19 protein-coding genes are annotated in these 22,196 nt (G+C 53.7%); 8 read left to right on the plus strand and 11 right to left on the minus strand.

From position 1 onward, the window contains the following. Positions 1 to 10 precede the first annotated feature (10 nt). Both Q1Y74_RS00730 and Q1Y74_RS00735 read right to left on the minus strand, forming a co-directional pair. Entirely contained in the window at positions 11 to 1,663 is a 1,653-nt protein-coding gene (locus tag Q1Y74_RS00730) for a glycoside hydrolase 43 family protein (RefSeq protein ID WP_300811777.1), read from the minus strand. 109 nt (positions 1,664 to 1,772) lie between these two features. Then, entirely contained in the window at positions 1,773 to 3,716 is a 1,944-nt protein-coding gene (locus Q1Y74_RS00735; protein WP_300811778.1) for a glycoside hydrolase family 97 protein, read from the minus strand. Between the two features lie 265 nt (positions 3,717 to 3,981). On the opposite strand from Q1Y74_RS00735, the gene folB reads away from it, so the two are divergent. After that, a complete protein-coding gene (gene folB / locus Q1Y74_RS00740) occupies positions 3,982 to 4,350 on the plus strand; it encodes a dihydroneopterin aldolase (protein WP_300811779.1) in 369 nt (122 codons plus the stop codon). Positions 4,351 to 4,356: 6 nt separating this feature from the next. Here folB and Q1Y74_RS00745 read toward each other — a convergent pair whose 3' ends face one another. From Q1Y74_RS00745 to mtaB, 3 genes are read right to left on the minus strand one after another with little or no spacing between them, the layout of a single operon-like run. Continuing rightward, positions 4,357 to 5,379, minus strand: a complete 1,023-nt coding sequence (locus Q1Y74_RS00745) for a glycosyltransferase family 2 protein (protein ID WP_300811780.1) — start codon at positions 5,377 to 5,379, stop codon at positions 4,357 to 4,359. Continuing rightward, entirely contained in the window at positions 5,372 to 6,271 is a 900-nt protein-coding gene (locus Q1Y74_RS00750) for a lysophospholipid acyltransferase family protein (protein ID WP_300811796.1), read from the minus strand. Before Q1Y74_RS00750 ends, Q1Y74_RS00745 begins: the two co-directional genes overlap by 8 nt. Further along, positions 6,271 to 7,602, minus strand: a complete 1,332-nt coding sequence (gene mtaB / locus Q1Y74_RS00755; protein ID WP_300811781.1) for a tRNA (N(6)-L-threonylcarbamoyladenosine(37)-C(2))-methylthiotransferase MtaB — start codon at positions 7,600 to 7,602, stop codon at positions 6,271 to 6,273. The genes Q1Y74_RS00750 and mtaB overlap by 1 nt, the downstream gene beginning before the upstream one ends. A gap of 329 nt (positions 7,603 to 7,931) precedes the next feature. Between mtaB and Q1Y74_RS00760 the strand changes: the two genes are divergently transcribed. Both Q1Y74_RS00760 and Q1Y74_RS00765 read left to right on the plus strand, forming a co-directional pair. Further along, entirely contained in the window at positions 7,932 to 8,093 is a 162-nt protein-coding gene (locus tag Q1Y74_RS00760; RefSeq protein ID WP_300811782.1) for a hypothetical protein, read from the plus strand. A gap of 1,012 nt (positions 8,094 to 9,105) precedes the next feature. After that, positions 9,106 to 9,351 carry an RNA-binding protein gene (locus tag Q1Y74_RS00765; protein WP_300811783.1) on the plus strand — a complete coding sequence of 82 codons (246 nt, stop codon included), beginning with the start codon at positions 9,106 to 9,108 and terminating at the stop codon, positions 9,349 to 9,351. 83 nt (positions 9,352 to 9,434) lie between these two features. Here the strand turns inward: Q1Y74_RS00765 and rplI are convergent, their stop codons facing one another. From rplI to rpsF, 3 genes are read right to left on the minus strand one after another with little or no spacing between them, the layout of a single operon-like run. Further along, the gene (gene rplI / locus Q1Y74_RS00770; protein WP_300811784.1) at positions 9,435 to 9,884 is read right to left on the minus strand and encodes a 50S ribosomal protein L9; all 450 of its coding nucleotides are present in this window, start codon (positions 9,882 to 9,884) and stop codon (positions 9,435 to 9,437) included. A gap of 18 nt (positions 9,885 to 9,902) precedes the next feature. Further along, a complete protein-coding gene (gene rpsR, locus Q1Y74_RS00775; RefSeq protein ID WP_022020414.1) occupies positions 9,903 to 10,175 on the minus strand; it encodes a 30S ribosomal protein S18 in 273 nt (90 codons plus the stop codon). 2 nt (positions 10,176 to 10,177) lie between these two features. Further along, a complete protein-coding gene (gene rpsF / locus Q1Y74_RS00780) occupies positions 10,178 to 10,522 on the minus strand; it encodes a 30S ribosomal protein S6 (protein WP_300811785.1) in 345 nt (114 codons plus the stop codon). A 159-nt stretch (positions 10,523 to 10,681) separates the two neighbouring features. Here rpsF and Q1Y74_RS00785 point away from each other — a divergent pair, with 159 nt between their 5' ends. Next, positions 10,682 to 11,128 carry a MarR family transcriptional regulator gene (locus tag Q1Y74_RS00785; RefSeq protein ID WP_300811786.1) on the plus strand — a complete coding sequence of 149 codons (447 nt, stop codon included), beginning with the start codon at positions 10,682 to 10,684 and terminating at the stop codon, positions 11,126 to 11,128. Between the two features lie 183 nt (positions 11,129 to 11,311). Continuing rightward, entirely contained in the window at positions 11,312 to 11,461 is a 150-nt protein-coding gene (locus Q1Y74_RS00790) for a hypothetical protein (RefSeq protein ID WP_300811797.1), read from the plus strand. A 79-nt stretch (positions 11,462 to 11,540) separates the two neighbouring features. On the opposite strand, the gene Q1Y74_RS00795 is transcribed toward Q1Y74_RS00790, so the two are convergent. The 3 genes from Q1Y74_RS00795 to Q1Y74_RS00805 all read right to left on the minus strand — a co-directional run bounded on the left by Q1Y74_RS00795 (position 11,541) and on the right by Q1Y74_RS00805 (position 16,196). Next, positions 11,541 to 12,242 carry a response regulator transcription factor gene (locus Q1Y74_RS00795; protein WP_300811787.1) on the minus strand — a complete coding sequence of 234 codons (702 nt, stop codon included), beginning with the start codon at positions 12,240 to 12,242 and terminating at the stop codon, positions 11,541 to 11,543. 5 nt (positions 12,243 to 12,247) lie between these two features. Beyond that, the gene (locus Q1Y74_RS00800) at positions 12,248 to 13,762 is read right to left on the minus strand and encodes a HAMP domain-containing sensor histidine kinase (protein ID WP_300811788.1); all 1,515 of its coding nucleotides are present in this window, start codon (positions 13,760 to 13,762) and stop codon (positions 12,248 to 12,250) included. 277 nt (positions 13,763 to 14,039) lie between these two features. Then, a complete protein-coding gene (locus Q1Y74_RS00805) occupies positions 14,040 to 16,196 on the minus strand; it encodes an elongation factor G (RefSeq protein WP_300811789.1) in 2,157 nt (718 codons plus the stop codon). A 234-nt stretch (positions 16,197 to 16,430) separates the two neighbouring features. Between Q1Y74_RS00805 and Q1Y74_RS00810 the strand changes: the two genes are divergently transcribed. From Q1Y74_RS00810 to Q1Y74_RS00820, 3 genes are all read left to right on the plus strand, one after another. Continuing rightward, positions 16,431 to 17,201, plus strand: coding sequence for a gamma-glutamyl-gamma-aminobutyrate hydrolase family protein (locus Q1Y74_RS00810; protein ID WP_300811790.1), 771 nt, complete (start codon positions 16,431 to 16,433; stop codon positions 17,199 to 17,201). Positions 17,202 to 17,361: 160 nt separating this feature from the next. Then, positions 17,362 to 20,673 carry a beta-galactosidase gene (locus Q1Y74_RS00815; protein ID WP_300811791.1) on the plus strand — a complete coding sequence of 1,104 codons (3,312 nt, stop codon included), beginning with the start codon at positions 17,362 to 17,364 and terminating at the stop codon, positions 20,671 to 20,673. An 821-nt stretch (positions 20,674 to 21,494) separates the two neighbouring features. Beyond that, positions 21,495 to 22,115 (plus strand): tetratricopeptide repeat protein, encoded by a 621-nt coding sequence (locus Q1Y74_RS00820; protein ID WP_300811792.1) that lies wholly within the window; start codon positions 21,495 to 21,497, stop codon positions 22,113 to 22,115. Positions 22,116 to 22,196: the final 81 nt, after the last annotated feature.

Below are 22,196 nucleotides of genomic sequence, written 5' to 3' on the forward strand. Positions count from 1 at the left end.
TTTTGTTATATCATTTGTCTACACGAAACCAGTCGGCATCCACCCAGCCGCGCTCCTTGCCGTGGGGCGTGGTGCTGAAGAGGCCCACCTTGGCTCCTATCCATTTGCCCTGCCGGGCCTGGAAGGGCACACCGGCGGGGTGGTACTTCTTTCCGTCCAGGCTGTAGAAGAAGCGGCACCGGCCTCCCTTCTCCACCGCCACCCGCAGGTAGATTTCCCGCTCGTAGTTGGGATAGAGCCCAGCCTCGAACTTGCGGCTCGGCGGCAGCTCCGTCAGACGGGTCACTGTCTCCGCATTTCCCTGCTCGGCGTCGCGGCAGACGGCCTGCTTCAGCACAAAGCCTTCGCCCAGCTTCTCCACGCCCAGGTAGCAGTAGTCCCAGCCCATCACAATCAGGCCCGACTGCTGTCCGTCGGCCTTGGCAGAAATCTTCAGCCGGGTGGTAGCGGTAAACTCCTCGGCGGGAAACTTCTGCAACAGCAGGTTGGGCACCTCCCAGAAGTTCACGAAACGTTCGGACAGGATGTGGCCGTAGAGGCGCACGTAGCCCAGGCCCGTAGTGAAGCCGAAGGTGTCCTGATAGTTGGCGTGCCACTGCCATTGCAGGCCCAGGTTGCGCGAGTCGAACTCGTCGCTTTCCACCGGGGTCTCCACCGGCCACTCGCGTCCCACGTCCGGCTTGCGGCAGGTTGTCACCGGTTCGCCACAGCCGTCGCCGTCCTGGTCCTTGCCTATCACGGGCCAGTCGTCCACCCACGTCATGGGGTTCAGATGAATCACACGGCCATAGGCACCCTTGTCCTGAAAGTGTACGAACCAGGACTGCCCGGTGCAGGTTTCCACCCAGCCGCCCTGGTGCGGGCCGTTGATGTCCGTCCCGCCCTGTGCCATCACGATTCGGGCCTCGTAGGGTCCGTAGACGTTTCTGGAGCGCAAGGCCAGCTGCCAGCCCGTGGCCACACCGCCCGCGGGAGCCAGTATGTAGTAATACCCGTTGCGTTTGTAGAATTTGGGACCTTCGACGGTGTGGTTCACCCCGTCGTTCCCGTCAAACACGAAGACGGGATTGCCGATGACCTGCGTACCCTCGGCATTCATCTCGCAGACCGTAATCACGCTGTTCATGCCTGCCCGGCTGCCCGCCCAGGCATGTACCAGGTAGGCCTTGCCGTCGTCGTCCCACAGCGGCGTGGGGTCTATCATGCCCCGTCCGGCCTTCACCAGCACGGGCTTCTCCCACTCGCCCTGTGGGTCGCGGGTCTTCACCATGAAGATGCCCCAGTCCGGGTCGCCCCAATAGATGTAGTATGCTCCGTTGTGGTGCCTGATGGAGGGAGCCCATACGCCCTTGCCGTGTTGGGCCCGGTTGTAGAACTCCTGCGGCTCGATGGCCTTCAACGCATAGTTCACCAGCTGCCAGTTCACCAGGTCCTTGGAATGGAGGATGGGCAGCCCCGGCGTGCAGTTGAAGCTGGAAGCCGTCATGTAGAAGTCATCGCCCACCGCGCAGACATCCGGGTCGGAGTAGTCGGCGTGAAGCACCGGATTCCGGTAGGTGCCGTTACCCTGGTCGGCCACCCACACTTTGGAGACGTACTGGGCACCGGCATCCGGGCCCAGCAACGTCAGCAAAAAACCTATCAAAACAATCTTTACCTTCATCCTATTTACAACTTAATCAGAAGTTAATTCTGTACGAGGCGGCAGGACTTCCCCGAACCGCCCGATAACATTTATATATACGAAGGGAAAGGCCGGTACACTCAACCGCCTACAACATTTCTCCCCGATATTTCTTGCAGCCCTTGGCATTGCCGTCCGCTACGGGCACCAGACGGATGGCCGCACCACCCCGCGGCTTCAGGCGGAACCGCAACGTCTGCGAGGCATCCACCACGCGGCGCAGGCACTTCACCTGCGTGCGGGTCTTCACTTCTTCTCCGCCGTCGGTATAGATGTAGGCCAGGTACTTGCGTCCTTCCTCCAGGAAAGAGAGCGAGACGTCTTCCTGCGAGCCGTCGTTGTTGGTCAGCGCGCCCACAAACCAGTCCGCCCCCTTGCGGCGGGCCATTACCACGCTCTTGCCCGGAGCGCCGGAGAGCACCCGCGAATCGTCGAACACCGTCTGCAGATGCTCGAACCACTCTATCTCGGGCTCGCCCTGGTAGAAGGAAGGACGGTCGTACCAGAAGATGGTCTGCAACGGGCTGTAGAACACCAGCGAAGCGGCCAGCTGGTGGGCGTGGGTGTTCTTCAGCCGCTTGTCGAAGTAGCAGATGGTGTAGTCGGCTGCCCCGTTGATCATGCGGGTGAAGGGCAGGATGGTGTTGTGCGTGGCATCGGGAAACTCCTCGTTGCCGCAAATGCCCTCCTGGGTCAGCAGGTTGGGATAGGTGCGGCTGAAGCCCGACGGACGGAACTCGTCGTGGATGTTCATCAGCAGGTGGTTGTCGGCGGCCAGGCGGACCAGGTCGTGCAGCCACGTGGCCCAGCGGTGGCTGGCATACTGTACGAAGCCGGACTTGACACCCACAATGCCCCACTGGCGTAGCAGGGGGAAGAGCTCGCGGGCCTGCTTCATCAGGGCGTGCTGGTTGACGTACACCCAGATGCCGACTCCCTTTTCCCGTCCGTAGGCCACCACGCGCGGCATGTCCAGCTTGTCCACCACCCGGGTGGCATCGCCGTCGTGCGAGGTGCAGGGCATGTACCACTGCCAGTCGAAGAGCATGTAGGGAATGTGGTGTGCTGCACAGAAGTCGATGGTGGCTATGGCTCCCTCGGTGCTGATGGTGGTCTCGCGCATGATGGTGCCCGGCTTCACCCACTCGTCGGCATCGGCAATCTCGCACGGCGGGTTCAGGTTCAGCAGGAGGTCGTTGTGCTCCAGCAGGTCGCCCGGTTTGTCGGCCGCCATGATGACCTTCCACGGCGTAGCGTAATAGGTCACCACGTCCACCGGACTGTACATCACCGACTCCAGCGTGTGGGCTTCGCCCTCCTTGGCACGGAACTTCGTCAGGCACCAGTCGTCCACGTCGGCATCGGCCAGTGCCGCCCAGGTGCCGCCGGGCAGCTCCAGCGTCAACGCCCGCTCTACGGGCCGCTTCAGGCTGTCCACAGGCAGGTAGTCGAAGCGGGCCTGCGCCCATTGCTCGCTCCAGGCCATGGTGCCGGCAGGAAAGGTGTATTCGGTCAGGTCCTCCGTCACCTTGTGGAAGATGGCCTTCGGATGCTCGGGCAGGTAGTAGCGGAAGGCGATGCCTTCGTTGTAGGCACGCACCTCAATGTGGAGGCGGTATTGCGACCCGTCCTTCTTGCTCAGGCAGAGGGTGGCGGCATGGTAGCGGTCGCGCACACGGCTACGCTCGCCGTAGAGGGGTGTCCAGGTCTCGTCCACCGAAGGCAGCACGACGACCGAATCCGCCTCCAGGTTGTCCATCCAGCACTCGGGCTGCTTCAGACTGCGCACGCCCAAGGCCATCTCCCACACGCGGTTGTCCATCTGGAGCCCGGCGCGCGAGTCGGTCACCACCGGCCGTCCTTTGTAGCTCACGCTGTAACGCACTTCCTTCACTCCCTTCCCGTTCGTCCGCTGCCCGAAGGTCACGGAGTGGGTACCGTCGGGCGAGGCTAACTTCAGCACCCCGCCGTCGCCTGCCGTCACCGAAGCCGATACGGCCAGTGCCCAGCATAAGATTCCTAATTTCTTCATATCCGTATAGTTTGTCTTTATTGTCCGGAACTTAATCCATTGTTTTAGAACCAATACGAATGGAAAAAAGAATCTACTCAAAAGCATTTCCCTTTTTCATCCCTGACGCCCCTCATTTCCCGCAAAGGACAAAGAGGCTCGGAGACAAAGCCAAAGAGGCTCGGAGGCAAGGCCAAAGAGGCTCGGAGGGAATAGCCGGAAGAAGCGGAGAGTTCTCATACATTTTTCATACCTTTGCCTCCAAACCCATATCCCAATCAGAAAGATGAAAAGCTATGTATTTTTAGACGGCATCCGTTTCTATGCCTACCACGGTGTAGGGGCCCAGGAAGAATTGGTAGGCAACGAGTTCACCGTCAGCCTGCGCCTGCAGGTCGACATCCGGCAGGCGGCCGAAACAGACCGCGTGGAAGACACCGTCAGCTATGCCGATGTGTACGAGGCCGTAAAGGCCGAAATGAAAATACCGTCCGAGCTGCTGGAGCATGTGGCAGGACGCATCGTGAAGCGAGTGCTGCACGACTTCCCGACCGTGGAGGCCGTCAGTCTGAAACTGGCCAAACGCAATCCGCCCATGGGAGCCGACCTTGAAGGGGCCGGCGTGGAAATCTGCTGCGAACGGGCCGACTTCTAACCGGGGTCAGGAAACCAGGGAGGAGTAAAACCTCTTCCCGCGCAGGTAGAAACGAATCAAAATGCTGTATGCCGTTCGTTCGGGTATGCCGACCGGACGGGCTTGGGCCATGTTCTCCTCGCGGGCGGCGGCAAAAGAAGGACGGAGCTGCCGGTAGGCACGCCGCGCACGCACCACAGCCCAGGCATTGGCGGGCTGGAGCTTGAGCAGGAAGGTGAGGGCAGCCACATAGTCGAGCACGGCACGCACCCGCATGACGGGACGAAGCTCGGCCGTAGGCAGGTTCTTGTAGAGCATCAGCAGGTTGTTGCGGAAGTTGAGGAAAGTCTTGCGGGGATTCTCTTTCTTCAAGGTAGCGCCTCCCACGTGGTAGACCACACTGGCCGGCACGCACACCAGCCCGCGGCCACGGGCACGCAGCCGCCAGCAGAGGTCTATCTCCTCCATGTGGGCAAAGAAGCGGCCGTCCAGACCGCCCGCCCCGCGATAGTCGGCCAGACGGATGAACAGTGCCGCACCCGTGGCCCAAAAGACGGGCGCTACGGTGTCGTACTGTCCGCAGTCGTCCTCCACCACGCCCAGAATGCGGCCGCGACAGAAGGGATAACCGTAACGGTCGATGAAGCCGCCGGCCGCACCGGCATACTCGAACTGTTCGTGACGGTGCCAGCTGCGTATCTTGGGCTGACAGGCCGCCACTTCGGGATGGGCATCCATATAGGCGACGAGAGGCGACAGCCAGTGCTCCGTCACCTCCACGTCGGAGTTGAGCAGCACCACATATTCGGCCTCCACCTGACGCAACGCCAGGTTGTAGCCGTCGGCAAAGCCATAATTACGGTCCAGCAGGATGAGACGTACGGAGGGAAACTCACGGCGGAGCATGGCCACGGAATCGTCCGTAGAACCATTGTCTGCCACATAAACCACTGCGCCGTCCGCCTCGGAACAACGGACCACGGACGGCAGAAACGAACGGAGCATATCGCATCCGTTCCAATTCAATATCACGACTGCTACTTTATCCATGCTGTACCACATCTTCACGTTTCAATTTCCAGCGCTTGTGCGACCAGAACCAGTAAGGCGGATTGCGGCGGATGGTCTGTTCCAGCCGTCGGGCAAAGCATTCGGTTATCTCGCCGTCGGCCGTCTGCCGGGGAGTCTCGGTGACGAGGTCGAAGGAAACCTTGCAGTATCCTCTCTTCACCCGCTGCAACTCACAGTAGAATACGGGGAAATCCATCAGCTTGGCTATACGCTCGGCTCCGTCCATGAACACCGTGTCCTGATTGAGGAAGGTGGTCCAGTAATGGGCCTCGCTGCGGTTGGGCGACTGGTCGGTAATCAGACCGATAGCCATGCGCTTGCCGGAACGGCGCAGCCCGATGACCTCGCGGGCGGTGGAGTGCTTGGGCACGTTGTAGCCGCCGAAACGGGCACGGATGCGCTTGAACATCTCGTCCAAATAAGAATTGTGAAGAGGCTTGTAGACCTGCACAGGCACATCACCGGGAGACATGATGGACCCCATGCCGATAATCCACTCGAAGTTGGCATAGTGGGGGATGAGCAGGACAATGCCGCCATGCTTGTCTATCATACGAAGATATTCCTCGCGGTTGTCATACTCCATACGGCGGGAAAGTTCCCGAAAGGAGATGCGCAGCAGCTTGATTTCCTCGAGCATGTAGTCGCAGATGTAGTGATAGAAGCGGCGCTCTATCCCGGCCAATTCCTGTTCGGACTTCTCGGGAAAAGAGTTTCTCAAATTGGTACGCACCACACGGCGGCGGTAATGAACCACGTGGCGCATGAGGAAACAAAGCCCATCGGACAGTACATAGAGAGCCCGGAAAGGCAGCAGGGCAAGCAGCCACATGCCTGCATAGGTCAGCAGATATATCAGTCTCGATTTCATCATTCCAGGGTTTGATTCAAAACTTCACCCACAAGGGCCGTTCCATCTGCATTGAAACTGCCCAAACGCACAGGCAGCACACGGTTGTCGAGGTTGTCATCGTGAGGCACCTCTACCCGGATATAATTAGGAGTGAAGCCGTGCATGGGCATTCCGGCCTTGGAGCGCTCCAACAGCACCGGCATGACCTGCCCCACGTGGCGGGCGTAGAAGGCATGAGTCTTCTCGTCCGACAGTTCCAACAGGCAGCGGCTGCGACGGTGTTTCTCTTCGGGCGGCACCGCATGTTCTATCTTCAACGCCTGAGTGCCCGGACGCTCGGAGTAACTGAACACATGGAGCTGGGTGACATCCAACCCCCGGATGAAGCCGTAGGCCTGATTGAAATACTCCTCAGTCTCGCCACGTGTACCCACAATGACGTCCACACCGATAAAGGCATCGGGCATTTCGGTCTTGATTTCGTTGACTTTAGAGGCGAACAGGGCTGTATCGTAACGACGGCGCATCAGCTTCAGCACCTCGTCGGAGCCAGACTGCAAGGGAATGTGGAAGTGGGGCATGAACCGCCGCGAACGGGCCACGAAGCGGATGATGTCGTCCGTCAGCAAGTTGGGCTCGATGGACGAAATGCGGTAACGCTCAATGCCTTCCACCCCGTCGAGCGCCTTCACCAGGTCGAAGAAGGTCTCGCCGGTAGACTTGCCGAAATCGCCGATGTTGACCCCCGTCAGCACAATCTCCTTACCGCCCTCGGCAGCAGCCTGACGGGCCTGTTCCACCATGGAGGCGATGCTGCCGTTGCGGCTGCGCCCCCGGGCAAAGGGGATGGTGCAGTAAGAGCAGAAATAGTCGCAACCGTCCTGCACCTTCAGAAAGTAGCGGGTACGGTCGCCGCGCGAACAGGAGGGGGCAAAGGAACGGATGTCCTTCAAGGGCGAAGTATAAGACTCGCCTGCCGCGTGCTTCTGCAAGTTGCCCAGGTACTGGAGCAGGTCTTTCTTCTGCTCGGCACCCAGCACCACGTCCACACCCTCAATGCGGGCCACCGTATCGGGTTTCAGCTGGGCATAGCAGCCGGTAACCACCACAAAGGCGCCCGGATGCTGTTTTACCAGCCGGTGGATGGCCTGGCGGCACTTCTTGTCGGCCACCTCGGTCACCGAACAGGTGTTTACCACACAAATGTCGGCCTTCTCGCCTCTGCGGGCCGTGCGCACACCCGCTTCCTGCAAAATCCGGCCGATGGTCGAAGTCTCCGAAAAGTTCAGCTTACAACCCAACGTGTAGTAAACGGCCGTCTTGTTCTGGAATATATTGGTATCTATCATGAGTCTATCACACAAATTCACTGCAAAGATATACATTATTATCATATATAGCTACTTTTGCCGGCCCTCCAAACAGGAATGCCGCAACGGCAACCACAGCGTCATGTACAGCTCAGCCAGGCATATCCGACCGCCCTTCCAAGTCAGCAACATGTTATGCAACATAAATACATGAAGTGCAAGTATCAGTAATACAAATAATTAAAAAACGCATTACAAAAATCAATAAAAAAAGTTAGCCTTAAGAGAACAACATATCTAAAAAGTATATACCTTTGCAGCGTTTTAATAAAGCAATTGATTGTATTACGTTTTAAAAAGCAAAGAAAATGAAAAAATTAGTTTTAATGGCAGCAGCTATCGTAGCAGTATCTTTCGCATCTTGTGGTAACAAAGCAGCTAACGCTGAACAAGCAGCCGCTGATTCTATCCGTATCGCTGATTCAGCTGATACAGTAGCAGCCGATAGCGCAGCTGTTGTAGCTGAATAATTCAGCCCAACAACTCGAGGGAATTGAAAGTCTGACGTGCGAAAGCACACCAGACTTTTTTTATGCCCTTACGACAACTGCTCCGCCGGCCAGGCCGCGCCCCATCACACTCCCCCCCACTCCGAACACGGACCCAGGTTTCACACCGTCCATATTCAACTTTCACCTGCACATCCTTCACCGCTTCACAACGTCGCAAACCGCTAATCGCCAACAGATTCCGGTGAAACATCCATTTCACGACATCCGCCACCTGCCTGCACCGGCTATCCCGCTCCGCATTATCCCACATCGGTGTGAAACATACCGGCACACTCCCCCTCACACAAACCGGAACCACTTTTCCCCATGTTACATCTCAGGATTCGTGCATGTTACACGACACCTCCCTTCACCCGACAAATGCAGTAACGAGAAAAGGGCAGTGTGAAACGGCAGAAAGCACAAAAAGAGCGCAAGGTTCACAGCAACGCCCTGTATATCAAGACTGAAATTCTAACGTGAAAGCGTGACGGCCGGTTCGTAAAACAAGAACAGAAGCGGTCCGGGAGCCTTCCTCCCCGCCCTGTCAAGCACCCGACACACTTCACCGCCACCAAACGGGAGTGGTGCTGCGGAGCCGGACCGTGCAAGCTCCGCCCCCAGACCATGCAAGCACGGCTTACGAACCATGCAGGCTTCCTCCACGCACCATGCAGGCAACTGCCGCGAGCCGAACAAACGGCCAGAAAAAACTCCCCGAACGACTGCCTTGAAGCGAAAACAGCCCAGATTCAGTTAATTATTGGCCTTATTTCACAAAAAAGGATATTATACGCAAGATAAATGAAGAAAGATAGTGCATTATCCAAATGAAAACCCTTCCTTTGCAGCACGAACAATAAAGGATGCTATTACGACGAGCGTTTCATGATGCTTCTCCCCGACTTCCCTTGTCGGGAATTATCATTTCTGATTACTACCTTCCAACCAGTTCTTTTATTGCGAACCAATCATTTAATTTTTATTTTTTATGAACATGTACATTGGAAACCTTAACTACAAGGTTAATGAATCAGATTTGAGAGAGATTATGGAAGAATACGGAACAGTTGAATCGGTCAGGCTCGTCACCGACCGTGAGACACGCCGTTCAAAAGGCTTTGCCTTCGTTGACATGCCCAAGGACTCCGAAGCACGCCACGCCATCAGAGAGCTGAACGGCTCGGAATATGCCGGCAGGCAAATGGTGGTTAAGGAAGCAATTCCCAAAAACTAATCCCATCAAACGCACGGACAAATAAAAAAGAGGCATCTCCCTTCGGGGAAGATGCCTCTTGCATTATTGTAAGAATCTGTCTTTTATGCTTCTTCAGCAACAACTTCAAAAGGAATTTCAACAGAAACTTCCTTATGGAGTTTAACAACAGCAACATAGTTGCCCACTTCTTTTACGGCTTCTTTTACCACAATCAGCTTGCGGTCAACGTTATGACCCAGCTTAGCCAGCTCGTCGGCAATCTGGATGTTGCCAACAGAACCGAAGATGGTACCCGTAGAGCTTACCTTGGTAGCAATCTTCAAAGAAACGCCTTGCAGCTTGGCAGCCAGTTCTTCGGCATCCTTTTTGATTTTTTCCAGTTTGTGAGCGCGCTGCTTCAGCTCTTCAGCCAGCATCTTCTTGGCAGCCGGTGAAGCGATAACAGCCTTACCTGTGGGGATGAGGTAGTTACGACCGTAACCTGACTTAACGTTTACGATGTCGTTCTTATAACCCAAGTTAATTACGTCTTCTTTCAATATAATTTCCATACTATCTCCTCCTTCTTATTATTTCATCATATCAGTTACATAAGGCAGCAGTGCCAAGTGACGTGCTCTCTTCACAGCCTGAGCCACACGACGCTGATACTTCAAAGAAGTACCTGTAATACGACGCGGAAGGATTTTTCCCTGCTCGTTCAAGAACTTCTTCAAGAATTCGGGATCTTTGTAGTCAATGTACTTGATACCGCTCTTTTTGAAACGGCAGTACTTTTTCTTCTTAACATCTACTGAGGGCGGAGTTAAATATCTGATTTCTGATTGAACTTGTTGTGCCATGATTAATCCTCCTTTTTAGTTGATTTAACACTTCTTCTCTTCGCAGCGTATTCGGCAGCGTATTTGTCCTGCTTGAAAGTCAGGAAACGGATAACGCGTTCGTCACGACGGAAGTTTACTTCCAATTTCTCGATAACTGCGGGTTCTGCATTGAACTCAATCAGCTGATAGAATCCTGTAGACTTCTTCTGGATAGGATATGCCAGCTTCTTCAGTCCCCAGTTTTCTTCATTCACAATCTCAGCACCTTCAGCAGTGAGGATGCCTTTGAATTTTTCTACCGCTTCCTTCATCTGTACATCAGACAAAACGGGAGTCAAAATGAAAACGGTTTCGTATTGATTCATACTTGCTAATTAATAAATAAAATGTTTTGTTTAAAAAATTGCGGTGCAAAGGTAGACATTTTATTTTGAACTACAAACATTTAATGTTTTTTTGTGCGCGAAGGTAGGAATTATCGGACAAGAAAGGTATCTTTGCAAAGTTGTTTAAACAATAATTTCATGATAGAGCAGTTCAACTTTGACATCCGACTGATCTTTGCCATATTGAACGGCAAGGTATCTGCTGCCATCAACCGCAAAATGTCGCGCAACTTCCGCCAGAACGGACTGGAAATCACCCCCGAACAATGGACGGTGCTAATCTTCCTGTGGGAAAAAGACGGCGTAACACAGCAAGAGTTGTGCAATGCAACCTTCAAGGACAAACCCAGCATGACACGCCTCATCGACAACATGGAACGGCAACACCTGGTTGTACGCATCTCGGACAAAAAAGACCGGCGCATCAATCTGATTCACCTGACCAAGGACGGAAGAGAACTGGAGGAGCAGGCACGCATCGTTGCCAACCAGACCCTGAAAGAAGCCCTGCAAGGAGTGACCATCGACGAGCTCAGCATCGGGCAGGAATTGCTGAAAAAAATATTTTTCAACACCAAAGATTGAACCCGAAACACCCCATTATCTCCCGCCGGCATCTGTATTCTCCATTAAAATAAGAGGAATAATGGTTTTTTTTCAAAAATAATTTCGCTTGTTGAAGAATTATGCTTTTCTTTGTAACAAGAAAAAGAATATAATAATCTATTAAAATACACACACATGAAAGGCTTATTAAAAAATCTGGGTTTGATATTAATCCTGGTGGCAGCTGTAATCTTAATCGCATGCTCATTCACCGGCAACGTTAACGACAACATGATTTTGGGCAGCTCTGCAGCTTTGCTCGTAATCGGACTGATTGTCTACATTGTCATCAACAAGAAAATTGCCGATTGATATCAAAAAAAGAACAAGAAATAAGAAAGGCGGTCTGCTTACGTAGACCGCCTTTCTTATTTCTTTCTGCAAGAAGAGATTAAGACTCCGGCTCGGGGGTAATGAGCTTGTAGCCCTTACCGTGAATATTAATGATTTCAATCGAATCATCCTCCTTCAAATGCTTACGCAGCTTTGTGATATACACATCCATACTGCGTGCATTGAAATAGTTGTCATCAATCCAAATGGTCTTCAAAGCGAAATCGCGCTGTAAAATCTCATTGGCATGCGCACACAAAAGCCCCAACAGCTCCGACTCCTTCGTCGTCAGTTTCGTTTGCTTTTCAGGCGTGGACAAAATCTGCTTCTGTGTATCAAAAGTAAACTTGCCTATCTTATAGATATTGCTTTCCTTATTCTTCTTTCCACGAACCCGCCTCAAGATAGCTTCAATTCTGAAAACCAGTTCTTCCATGCTGAACGGCTTTGTTATATAATCGTCGGCACCAATCTTGAAGCCTTCCAATATATCTTCCTTCAACGTTTTGGCTGTCAGGAAAATGATGGGAACCTCGGCATTTGCCGAACGGACTTCCTGAGCCAAAGTAAAGCCGTCTTTCTTCGGCATCATCACATCGAACACACACAAATCAAACTTATTCTTCAGAAAAGCCTTGTAACCGGCTTCCCCATCGGGACACAACTCGGCGGCGTAGCCTTTCGCCTGTAAATATTCTCTTAAAAGCATGCCAAGATTTTCATCATCTTCGCACAATAAAATACGCAGTTTCTCGTCCATATCAATCAATTTTTTAATAAAGGTAATGCTATTATAAATTTAGTTCCAACGTTTAACTCACTTTCGGCCCTGATTGTTCCCTTGTGATCCGTAATAATTTTCTTCACATAGGCCAGTCCCAATCCAAAGCCTTTCACATCGTGCAGATTACCCGTATGCACGCGGTAGAATTTCTCAAATATCTTCTTCAAATTCTCTTTCTTGATGCCAATGCCGTTGTCCTGAACAGAAATCATCAGCTTACCCGGCTCGTTCCACGTCTTCACCGTCAGCTGCAAGTCCACATCCGGCCGTTTATACTTCACGGCATTATCCATCAAGTTAAAAATCACATTCGTTATATGCATCTCGTCGGCCAGAATAATCGAATCTTCGGCCGAAAGCTCATAGTCAATCTTTCCATTGTATCGCTCCACTTTCAGCGTAAAAGTATTGATGACCCCTGTTATCAGCTCGTTGGCATCCAGTTCCTTCATCTTCAAGGTAGCCTTCTGCCTGTCAAACATGGACATCTGCAACACCTTCTCCACCTGGAACCTCAGCCGTTTCGTCTCATCGTTGATGACTCCCGAAATATGCTGGAACATTGCCGGAGACTTTCCCACAGCAGGGTCCTTCAACATCTGGGCAGCCAGCGAAATGGTCGAAATCGGTGTCTTGAACTCGTGCGTCATGTTGTTGATAAAGTCGTTCTTCATCTCCGTCAGCTTTTTCTGCCTGAACACTATATATATAGTAAAGATGAAGGTTATCAACAGCACAAAGGTGAATATCATCGACGGAATCATAAAGCTGACCGAATCGAATATGTAATCCCTTTTACCGGGGAAATGCACCTTCATAATGCTCATACGGGCAGGAGGGTCGTTCAAAAACAACGGTTGCGTGTAAGAACTCTCACTGCCTTCGTCGCTGTAATCCGAGCATCGGTACACTTCTCTGCCGTCCCGGTCTATTACCTTGAAGTGAAATCTCAAGTCAATGCCATTGTCAAGCAGCCCCGCCGTCAGATACTGATCCAGATTCTTGAAGTTGACCCGTTCCTCCACCGGCTTGTCACTGGCCCGATAAATCATCTGCCAGACGACCTCGTCCATCAAAGCCCTCTGATAGATATACCGGTTCTTAATCATATCTACCAGCGAACGGGATGTCTGAGGGATTGTCTTGGCACCATGCTTGCGTGAAATCATAGCCCGCGGCAACTCCGAAATCTTGTTGGAAAAGGTTTTCCACTCAATCTTAGAACCATCGGGGGCTGTCACTACCTGGTGCATCTGCACCATGCTCTGTTCCCACGCTTTCTTTTCTGCCGCAGAGATGTCCTCCCGAACCCAGCGCTCCACCTCCGCAGATTCCACATCTTTTGAAGCCGCCATTAAGGCACGCTTCACAGATTCATCAAACTGCTCGTTACGCATCTTAACCATTTCCTCAATATAACTAATCTGCAGGTACAACAGACTAAGGAAGGAAAGACCCATAACAATACCTAATATCCAAATTGTAGACTTTTTCATAGCCACAAAATTAACACTCCCTAATTAACATACCTAACACATTAACCTGATTTAACCGCGCGTTCTCGTTAATTAACCCAAGGTATTATTTTAGGTTGCATTTTGTACATTATAACAAAAAGGAGCCCCTTCTGGTTTGCAAATTTAATAAAAAATTAATTGTCCTATTCACATTTCAGCATGTTATTCATCAGGGTTAAATAAAAAAAGCTGTCACCTTTCCAAAAGGGAAGGCAACAGCTTTAATTATTATAAAAAAACTGTTTATCGGGTAAAATTATTCTTCAGCCTGTTTAGCCTCAAATTCCTTAATCAGTTTGTCTTGTACATCACTCGGAACCAGTTCATAGCTGGCAAATTTCATGATGAAAGAAGCCCGGCCACCCGTCAACGAGCTCAACGAAGTAGAGTAAGAAGACATCTCCTTCAAAGGCACCTTGGCTATCAGTTTCTCATAACCGGCTTCACTGCTCATACCCATAATCATGGCACGGCGGCCTTGCAAGTCGCTCATGACATCGCCCATCTTGTCAGACGGAACAAAGACTTCCACGTCGTAAATGGGCTCCAGAATCTTGGGGCCGGCGTTCTTGAAGGCCTCGCTGAAAGCATTGCGGCCTGCCAGCATGAAGGAGATTTCATTGGAGTCAACCGGGTGCATCTTGCCATCATAAACAATGACACGTACGTCGCGGGCATACGAACCCGTCAACGGGCCTTGCTCCATGCGGGACATGACTCCCTTCAGGATGGCAGGCATGAAACGGGCATCGATGGCACCACCAACCACGCAGTTGACGAATACCAGCTTGCCGCCCCATTCCAATGGAATTTCTTCAGTACCCTTCACGTTCATCTTGAACTCCTGACCACCGAACTTATAAGTATCGGGTGCGGGCATACCTTCGTAATAAGGCTCTACAATCAAATGAACTTCACCAAACTGGCCGGCACCACCCGACTGTTTCTTATGGCGATAGTCGGCACGGGCAGCCTTCGTGATAGTCTCGCGATAGGGAATACGCGGTTCTTCAAATTTAATCTGCAGCTTCTCGTTGTTTTCCAGACGCCACTTCAACGTGCGCAGATGGAACTCCCCCTGTCCGTGTACAATGGTCTGACGCAATTCCTTGGACTGCTCAACCACCCACGTCGGGTCTTCCTCACGCATACGGTTCAGGATGGACATCATCTTTTCCGTATCGGCCTCGTTCACCGGCTTGATAGCGCGTGAATATTTGGAATTCGGATATTTAATGAAATTAAAGCGGTTTTCGGCATCCTTTCCGTTCAAGGTATTGCCCGTGTGCACGTCTTTCAGCTTCACCGTACAGCCTATATCACCGGCCACCATTTCTTCCACCTTGATACGGTTGGCACCGGCGCAAGCATAAATCTGCGCGATACGTTCCTTCGAGCCGCGGTCGGCATTGGAAAAGTCATCGCCTTCGTGAACCTTACCGCTCATCACCTTGAAGTATTGTACGTCGCCGATGTGCGGCTCAACAGCCGTCTTGAAGAAGTACAGCGAAGTCGGTCCGTTGGCATCCGGTTTCACCACTTCACCGCGGGTATTGTGCACAGGAGGCATTTCGTCTACAAACGGAACCACATTGCCCAGGAATTCCATCAGACGGCGTACGCCCATATCCTTACCTGCACAAACGCAGAATACCGGGAACATGCCGCGGCAAGCCAAACCCTTGCGGATACCCTCGCGCATCTCGTCTTCGGTCAGCGAATCAGACTCGAAGAATTTTTCCATCAGGCCTTCGTCGTGCTCGGCAGCGGCTTCCACCAGTGCCTTGTGCCATTCGGTAGCCTTTTCCATTTCTTCTGCGGGAATATCCTCAATCGTCGGAGCACCGCCTTCGGGTCCCCACGAATATTTTTTCATCAGAAGCACGTCAATCAAGGAATTGAAATTGGGGCCGGTAGCCAACGGATATTGCACGGGAACCACCTTGGGGCCATAGATGGAACGCAGCTGCTCCAGCACCATGTCATAATCACACTTCTCGCTGTCCAACTGGTTCACCAGGAAAATGACCGGCTTGCCCAGCTTCTCCGTATAGCGGAAGTGATTCTGTGTGCCTACCTCGGGACCGTATTGTCCGTTCAGCAGCAGGATGGCCGTATCCGTCACATTGAGAGCCGTAATGGCAGCTCCCACAAAGTCATCACTACCCGGACAGTCAATGATATTCAGTTTCTTACCGTTCCACTCCACATGGAAAACGGTGGAAAACACAGAATAGCCATATTCCTGTTCCACCGGGAAGTAATCGCTGACTGTATTCTTGGCAGTAATTCTGCCGCGACGTTTTATAATACCACTCTCAAAGAGCAGCGCTTCTGTGAGAGTGGTTTTACCCGAGCCATCATTGCCAAGGAGAGCAATGTTCTTGATTTCATGCGTCTGATATACTTTCATGATATATAGAGTTTAAAGTGAATAATCCAGCCTGCCAAACAGGCCATTAACTTTTGCGAGGCGCAAATTAGACATTAATCAACAGAAAAACAATTAAACCGACAGTGTTACTAAACTATGTTATGTAACACATTTTCTTTTACAGCAAATATTTGCTAACTTTATGCCCATGAATATCAATTCGTAATCACCATTATGACAAAGGCTGTTTTCTTTTCCACCTTATTAATATATATGTGTCTGATTGCAGGATGCAGTCACGACCACCACTCTGCCGGAAAACCGCTCATCGGGATTTCCTGTTCACATGCAGACAACAATTCCATTGTCAGGCGAACCTATTCGGAAGCCGTCATCCGGGCAGGAGGCATCCCGGTAATGATTCCCGTAACCGCAGACAGTTGTGCCCTTGCCGACATCATCGACCTTACGGACGGACTCATCCTGACCGGAGGCGAAGACGTACACCCCTCGTACTACGGCGAAACGCCCATCGAACAGTTGGGGGCTGTGGATTCCCTGCGGGACATCTACGACCTCACCCTCATCCGTCTGGCCGGCAAGCGGCAGATGCCCATCCTGGGAATCTGCCGGGGCGAGCAGCTCATCAACGTTGCCTTCGGAGGAACGCTCTATCAGGACATCCCCACCCAACACCCGGACAGCAGCGTTTGCCACAACCAGTCGGAACCCAGCCACATCCCCACCCACACGGTCTACCTACAGCCCCGTTCCATACCCGCCATAGCCGCAGGAACCTGCGAACTGCTCACCAACAGCCATCACCATCAGGCCGTCAAACAGGTAGCTCCCGGATTCAAGGTAACCGCCCGCAGCGCCGACAGCATCCCTGAAGCCATTGAGCACGCCGGAGGACTGCCCATTTGGGGAGTACAGTTCCATCCCGAAACCCGGACAGTGGCAGGAGACAGCGTGTCGCTCCGGTTCTTCCGCCACTTCATCGGGCAAGCCAAGAAATACCAGTCCGGCAACCAAGAAAGATAGTAGAAGTCAGACAGAAAGTTCCGCGGGGCCGGAATGATACAGACAAATGAAAGATTATGGTCTAAAATCTCCCCTTTTTGACATAATACTCTACACTCCCCTATTGATATTTCGCATATCTTTGTCTGCATATTAAAAATATCTGATACTACGATTTTATATGAAAAAGTTTATTTGGAGTTTGGTACTGTTGGCCGGTCTGGGCACCCTGCTGCCGGCTGTGGCCCAAAAGGCGACAACGTACAAAGCATTTGTGCCGGGTGAGGTGTGGAACGACACCGAAGGCAATCCCATCAACGCCCACGGAGGCGGTATTCTTTATCACGAAGGAACTTATTATTGGTACGGCGAGTACAAGAAAGGCAAGACCGTCCTGCCCGAATGGGCCACGTGGGAATGCTACCGCACGGACGTCACCGGCGTGAGCTGCTATTCTTCGCAAGACCTGATGAACTGGAAGTTCGAGGGCATCGTGCTGCCCGCCGTCAAGGACGACGCCAGCCACGACCTGCACCCCAGCAAGGTACTGGAACGCCCCAAGGTCATCTACAACTCCAAGACAGGCAAGTTCGTGATGTGGGCACACGTGGAAAGCGCCGACTACAGCAAAGCCTGCGCAGGCGTGGCCGTCAGCGACTCGCCCACCGGACCGTTCACCTACCTGGGCAGCTTCCGCCCCAACAACGCCATGAGCCGCGACCAGACCGTCTTTGTGGACGACGACGGACGGGCCTATCAGTTCTACTCGTCCGAAAACAACGCTACCTTATATATCAGCGAGCTGACCGACGACTACCTGCGCCCCAGCGGACGCTTCACGCGCAACTTCATCGGAGCCAGCCGCGAGGCGCCGGCCGTATTCAAGCACGGAGGCAAATACTACATGCTCTCCTCGGGCTGCACCGGCTGGGACCCCAACCAGGCCGAGCTGGCCGTGGCCGACTCCATCATGGGGCCGTGGAAAGTGCTGGGCAACCCCTGCACCGGAACCGATGCCGACAAGACCTTCTACGCACAGAGCACCTACGTTCAGCAGGTCTACGGCAAGAAGGACTGCTACATCGCCCTGTTCGACCGCTGGAACAAGAAAGACCTGGAAAACTCGCGCTACGTATGGCTGCCCCTCTCCTTTGAAAGCGGCAAAATCTCCATTCCCTGGCGTGCAGAATGGAACCTGGACAGTTTTGCCGACCAGCCCCGCTTCGAAGCCGGCAAGGGAACCTTCCTGCTGAACGGCAAGCCCTTCATCGTGAAAGCCGCCGAGCTGCACTATCCGCGCATCCCCAAACCCTACTGGGACCAGCGCATCAAGCTCTGCAAGGCACTGGGCATGAACACCGTCTGCCTCTACGTATTCTGGAACTCACACGAACCGAAGCCCGGCGAGTTTGACTTCACCGGACAGAACGACCTGGCCGAGTTCTGCCGCCTCTGCCAAGCCAACGACATGTACGTCATCCTCCGACCCGGTCCGTACGTATGCGCCGAGTGGGAAATGGGCGGTCTGCCCTGGTGGCTGCTGAAGAAGAAAGACATCCGCCTGCGCGAGTCAGACCCCTACTTCATCGAGCGCGTGGCCATCTTCGAGAAGGAAGTGGCCAAGCAGGTGGCCGGACTGACCATCGAGAACGGCGGCCCCATTATCATGGTACAGGTTGAAAACGAATACGGTTCCTACGGCGTAAGCAAGCCTTACGTTTCGCAGATACGCGACATCGTGCGCCAGAACTTCGGCAATGTCACCCTGTTCCAGTGCGACTGGGCTTCCAACTTCACCCAAAACGGCCTGCACGACCTCATCTGGACCATGAACTTCGGCACCGGAGCCAACATCGACCAGCAGTTTGCCCGCCTCAAGGAACTGCGCCCCAACAGCCCGCTCATGTGCAGCGAGTTCTGGAGCGGATGGTTCGACAAGTGGGGAGCCAACCACGAAACCCGTCCCGCCGACGACATGATTGCCGGCATCGACGAGATGCTGTCCAAGGGCATCTCCTTCAGCCTCTACATGACCCACGGCGGAACCAACTGGGGACACTGGGCCGGAGCCAACTCGCCCGGCTTTGCGCCGGACGTCACCTCCTACGACTACGACGCCCCCATCAGCGAGTCGGGACAGACCACGCCCAAATACTGGAAGCTGCGCGAGACGCTGGCCAAGTACATGAACGGCGAGAAACAGGCCAAAGTGCCCGCGCTCATCAAGCCCATCAGCATACCTGCCTTCCAGTTCACCGAGATGGCGCCCCTCTTTGCCAACCTGCCCGCAGGCAAGAACGACAAGGACATCCGCACCATGGAGGACTACGACCAGGGCTTCGGCAGCATCCTCTACCGCACCTCGCTGCCCGAACTGAAACAGCCCGCCCTGCTCACCGTGAACGATGCCCACGACTATGCCCAAATCTTCGTGGACGGCAACTACATCGGCAAGCTGGACCGCCGCAACGGCGAGAAGCAGCTCACCCTGCCCGCCTGCCGCAAGGGCGCCCGCCTGGACATCCTCGTGGAAGCCATGGGCCGCATCAACTTCGGACGCGCCATCAAGGACTACAAGGGCATCACCAGCAACGTGGAGCTGACCGTGGACATGAACGGCTACCCCTTCGTCTGCGACCTGAAGAACTGGGAAGTGTTCAACATCGAAGACACCTACGAGTTCTACAAGAACATGAAGTTCCAGCCCATCCAGTCGCTGACGGACGAGAACGGACAGCGCATACCGGGCTGCTACCGAGCCACCTTCCAGGTGAAGAAGCCCAGCGACACCTTCCTCAACTTCGAGACCTGGGGCAAGGGACTGGTCTACGTCAACGGCTACGCTCTGGGGCGCATCTGGGAAATCGGCCCGCAGCAGACGCTCTACGTGCCCGGCTGCTGGCTGAAGAAGGGCGAAAACGAAATCCTGGTGTTCGACATCGTAGGCCCCAAGGAGGCCAAGAGCGAAGGCCTGCGTGAGCCGCTGCTCGACCAGCTCCTCGTACAGAAGCCCCTCACCCACCGCGAAGAAGGACAGAATCTGGACCTCAGCGCCGAGAAGCCCGTGCTCACCGGCAGCTTCAAGCCCGGCAACGGCTGGCAGGAGTTCAAGTTCGGACAGCCCGTCAGCGGACGCTACCTCTGCCTGGAGGCCCTGAACGCACAGGACGGCAAAGAGCTGGCCTGCATCGCCGAGATGTACGTGCTCAATGCCGACGGCGAACGCCTCTCGCGCGAGCCGTGGATTGTGAACTATGCCGACAGCGAAGACGTGTCGCACGTCAACCGCTCGGCCGACAAGATTTTCGACCTGCAGGAATCCACCTACTGGAGCACCGAGGCCGGAAGCAGCTATCCACACGCCATCGTCATCGACCTGGGCGCCACCCACTCGCTGAGCGGCATCCAGTACCTGCCCCGCATGGAGAGCGAAGTGCCGGGCGGCATCAAGGACTTCAAGGTGTACGTACGGACAGAACCGTTCAAATACTGATAACCGACATCCCTTACTCGATAAGATAAGTGATGCCATCTGACGAGGCTGCCTCAAAATGCTTCTTCATTTTGAGACAGCCTCGTCTGTATATATACGGAGGCGCGGGAGACGTTGCGCGCAAGGTATCTACAATGTGGGTGTATTTGAGTTTTACCCGACCCTACATGTATATCCCTGCCAATACGGCGGACGCACCGTGGTGCGTCCCTACATCGTTAATCAAAATCCTTTGGTTACAGCGTAAACACCCACGTGTAGGGGCGGGGTCTGCCCGCCCGAATGCACACACGCAAACATCCACACGTAGGGACGCACCACGGTGCGTCCGCCTGTATACATATACGAACACCCTGCGGCGCGGGAGACGTTGCACGCAACGCCTCTACAATGTGCGTATTCGGGAGGCCACGCCCCGGCTCGCTCCAAGCATCCCCCAAACACGCAGCAAGCACTGCCCGAACACGCAGGAAGCATCGGCCGAACCCGTAGAAAAGTTATAAAGCAGCCGCGCAGATGTACATCGCAAGCGCTCAGATGTACATCGCAAGCGTTCAGATGTAAAACGCAGCCGCTGCTTTATAACTTTTCTGCCGACTCGGGCAAACCTGTCTGCCGACTTGGGGAAACCTGCGGGCCACACGGGCCTTACTTTGCAGAAAGCCCGCGGACGGACTTTCCCGCTTTTCCGTCGCCACCCCGGACTTTCTGCGCCCCCCCGACCGCAATTTATGAAACAGGACAGGCGGAGAATCTCCATTTTATACTATCTTTGTCACGCCCCACGGCTATAAAACACAGTAGAAAAGTAATCAGTACTCATGAAAACCAGCAGTTTTCTCCTCCTCTTCCTCTTCACGATTCTGCCCGTCCGTGCAGAAGACGAAGAGCTGAAGACGTATCAGGCAGAATTGTCGCGGGCCCTCCGAAGCAAACATCCGGACAGCCTGGCCACCGCCTATTGCCACCTAAGTGAATATTACGCCTACCGCAACAGCGACTCGGCTCGCCACTATTGCGAAGAAGGACTGAAGCACGCGCGCCGCGAAGTGTGCGAGCCCTACCTGGTGCTGCTCAACAACCTGGCCGAAGCCTATTCGGCCGCCGGAGAGATGGAGCAGGCCGCCAGCCTGTACAAGCACACACTGACGGAGTGCATCCGCCTGCACTCGGACAGCAGCCTCCAGGCCACCGTGTCGACCTCGCTGGGCGTGGTCTACCGCCGCCGCGACATGCCCGACTCGGCCCTCTACTTCTACAACCGGGGACTGGCCCTGCTGCGGGGCCAACAGGCCTACGACGAAGAGGCCCACCTGCTGACCAACATAGCCGTCCTCTATGCCAACACCTCGCGGCTGGAAGAGGCGGAACGCTATGCCCTGCTGGCCACCGAGGCCGCCCAGAAATGCGAGGACATGGATATGACCTATTGGCGGAATTAATTTGAATTGATAATATGTTTGGAAAGTTGCGCATATCGCTGATTTTTATTAACTTAGTGCTATCCGAATCATTAAGTTTAA

It is taken from the genome of uncultured Bacteroides sp. (assembly GCF_949298305.1).
Lineage (GTDB): Bacteria > Bacteroidota > Bacteroidia > Bacteroidales > Bacteroidaceae > Bacteroides.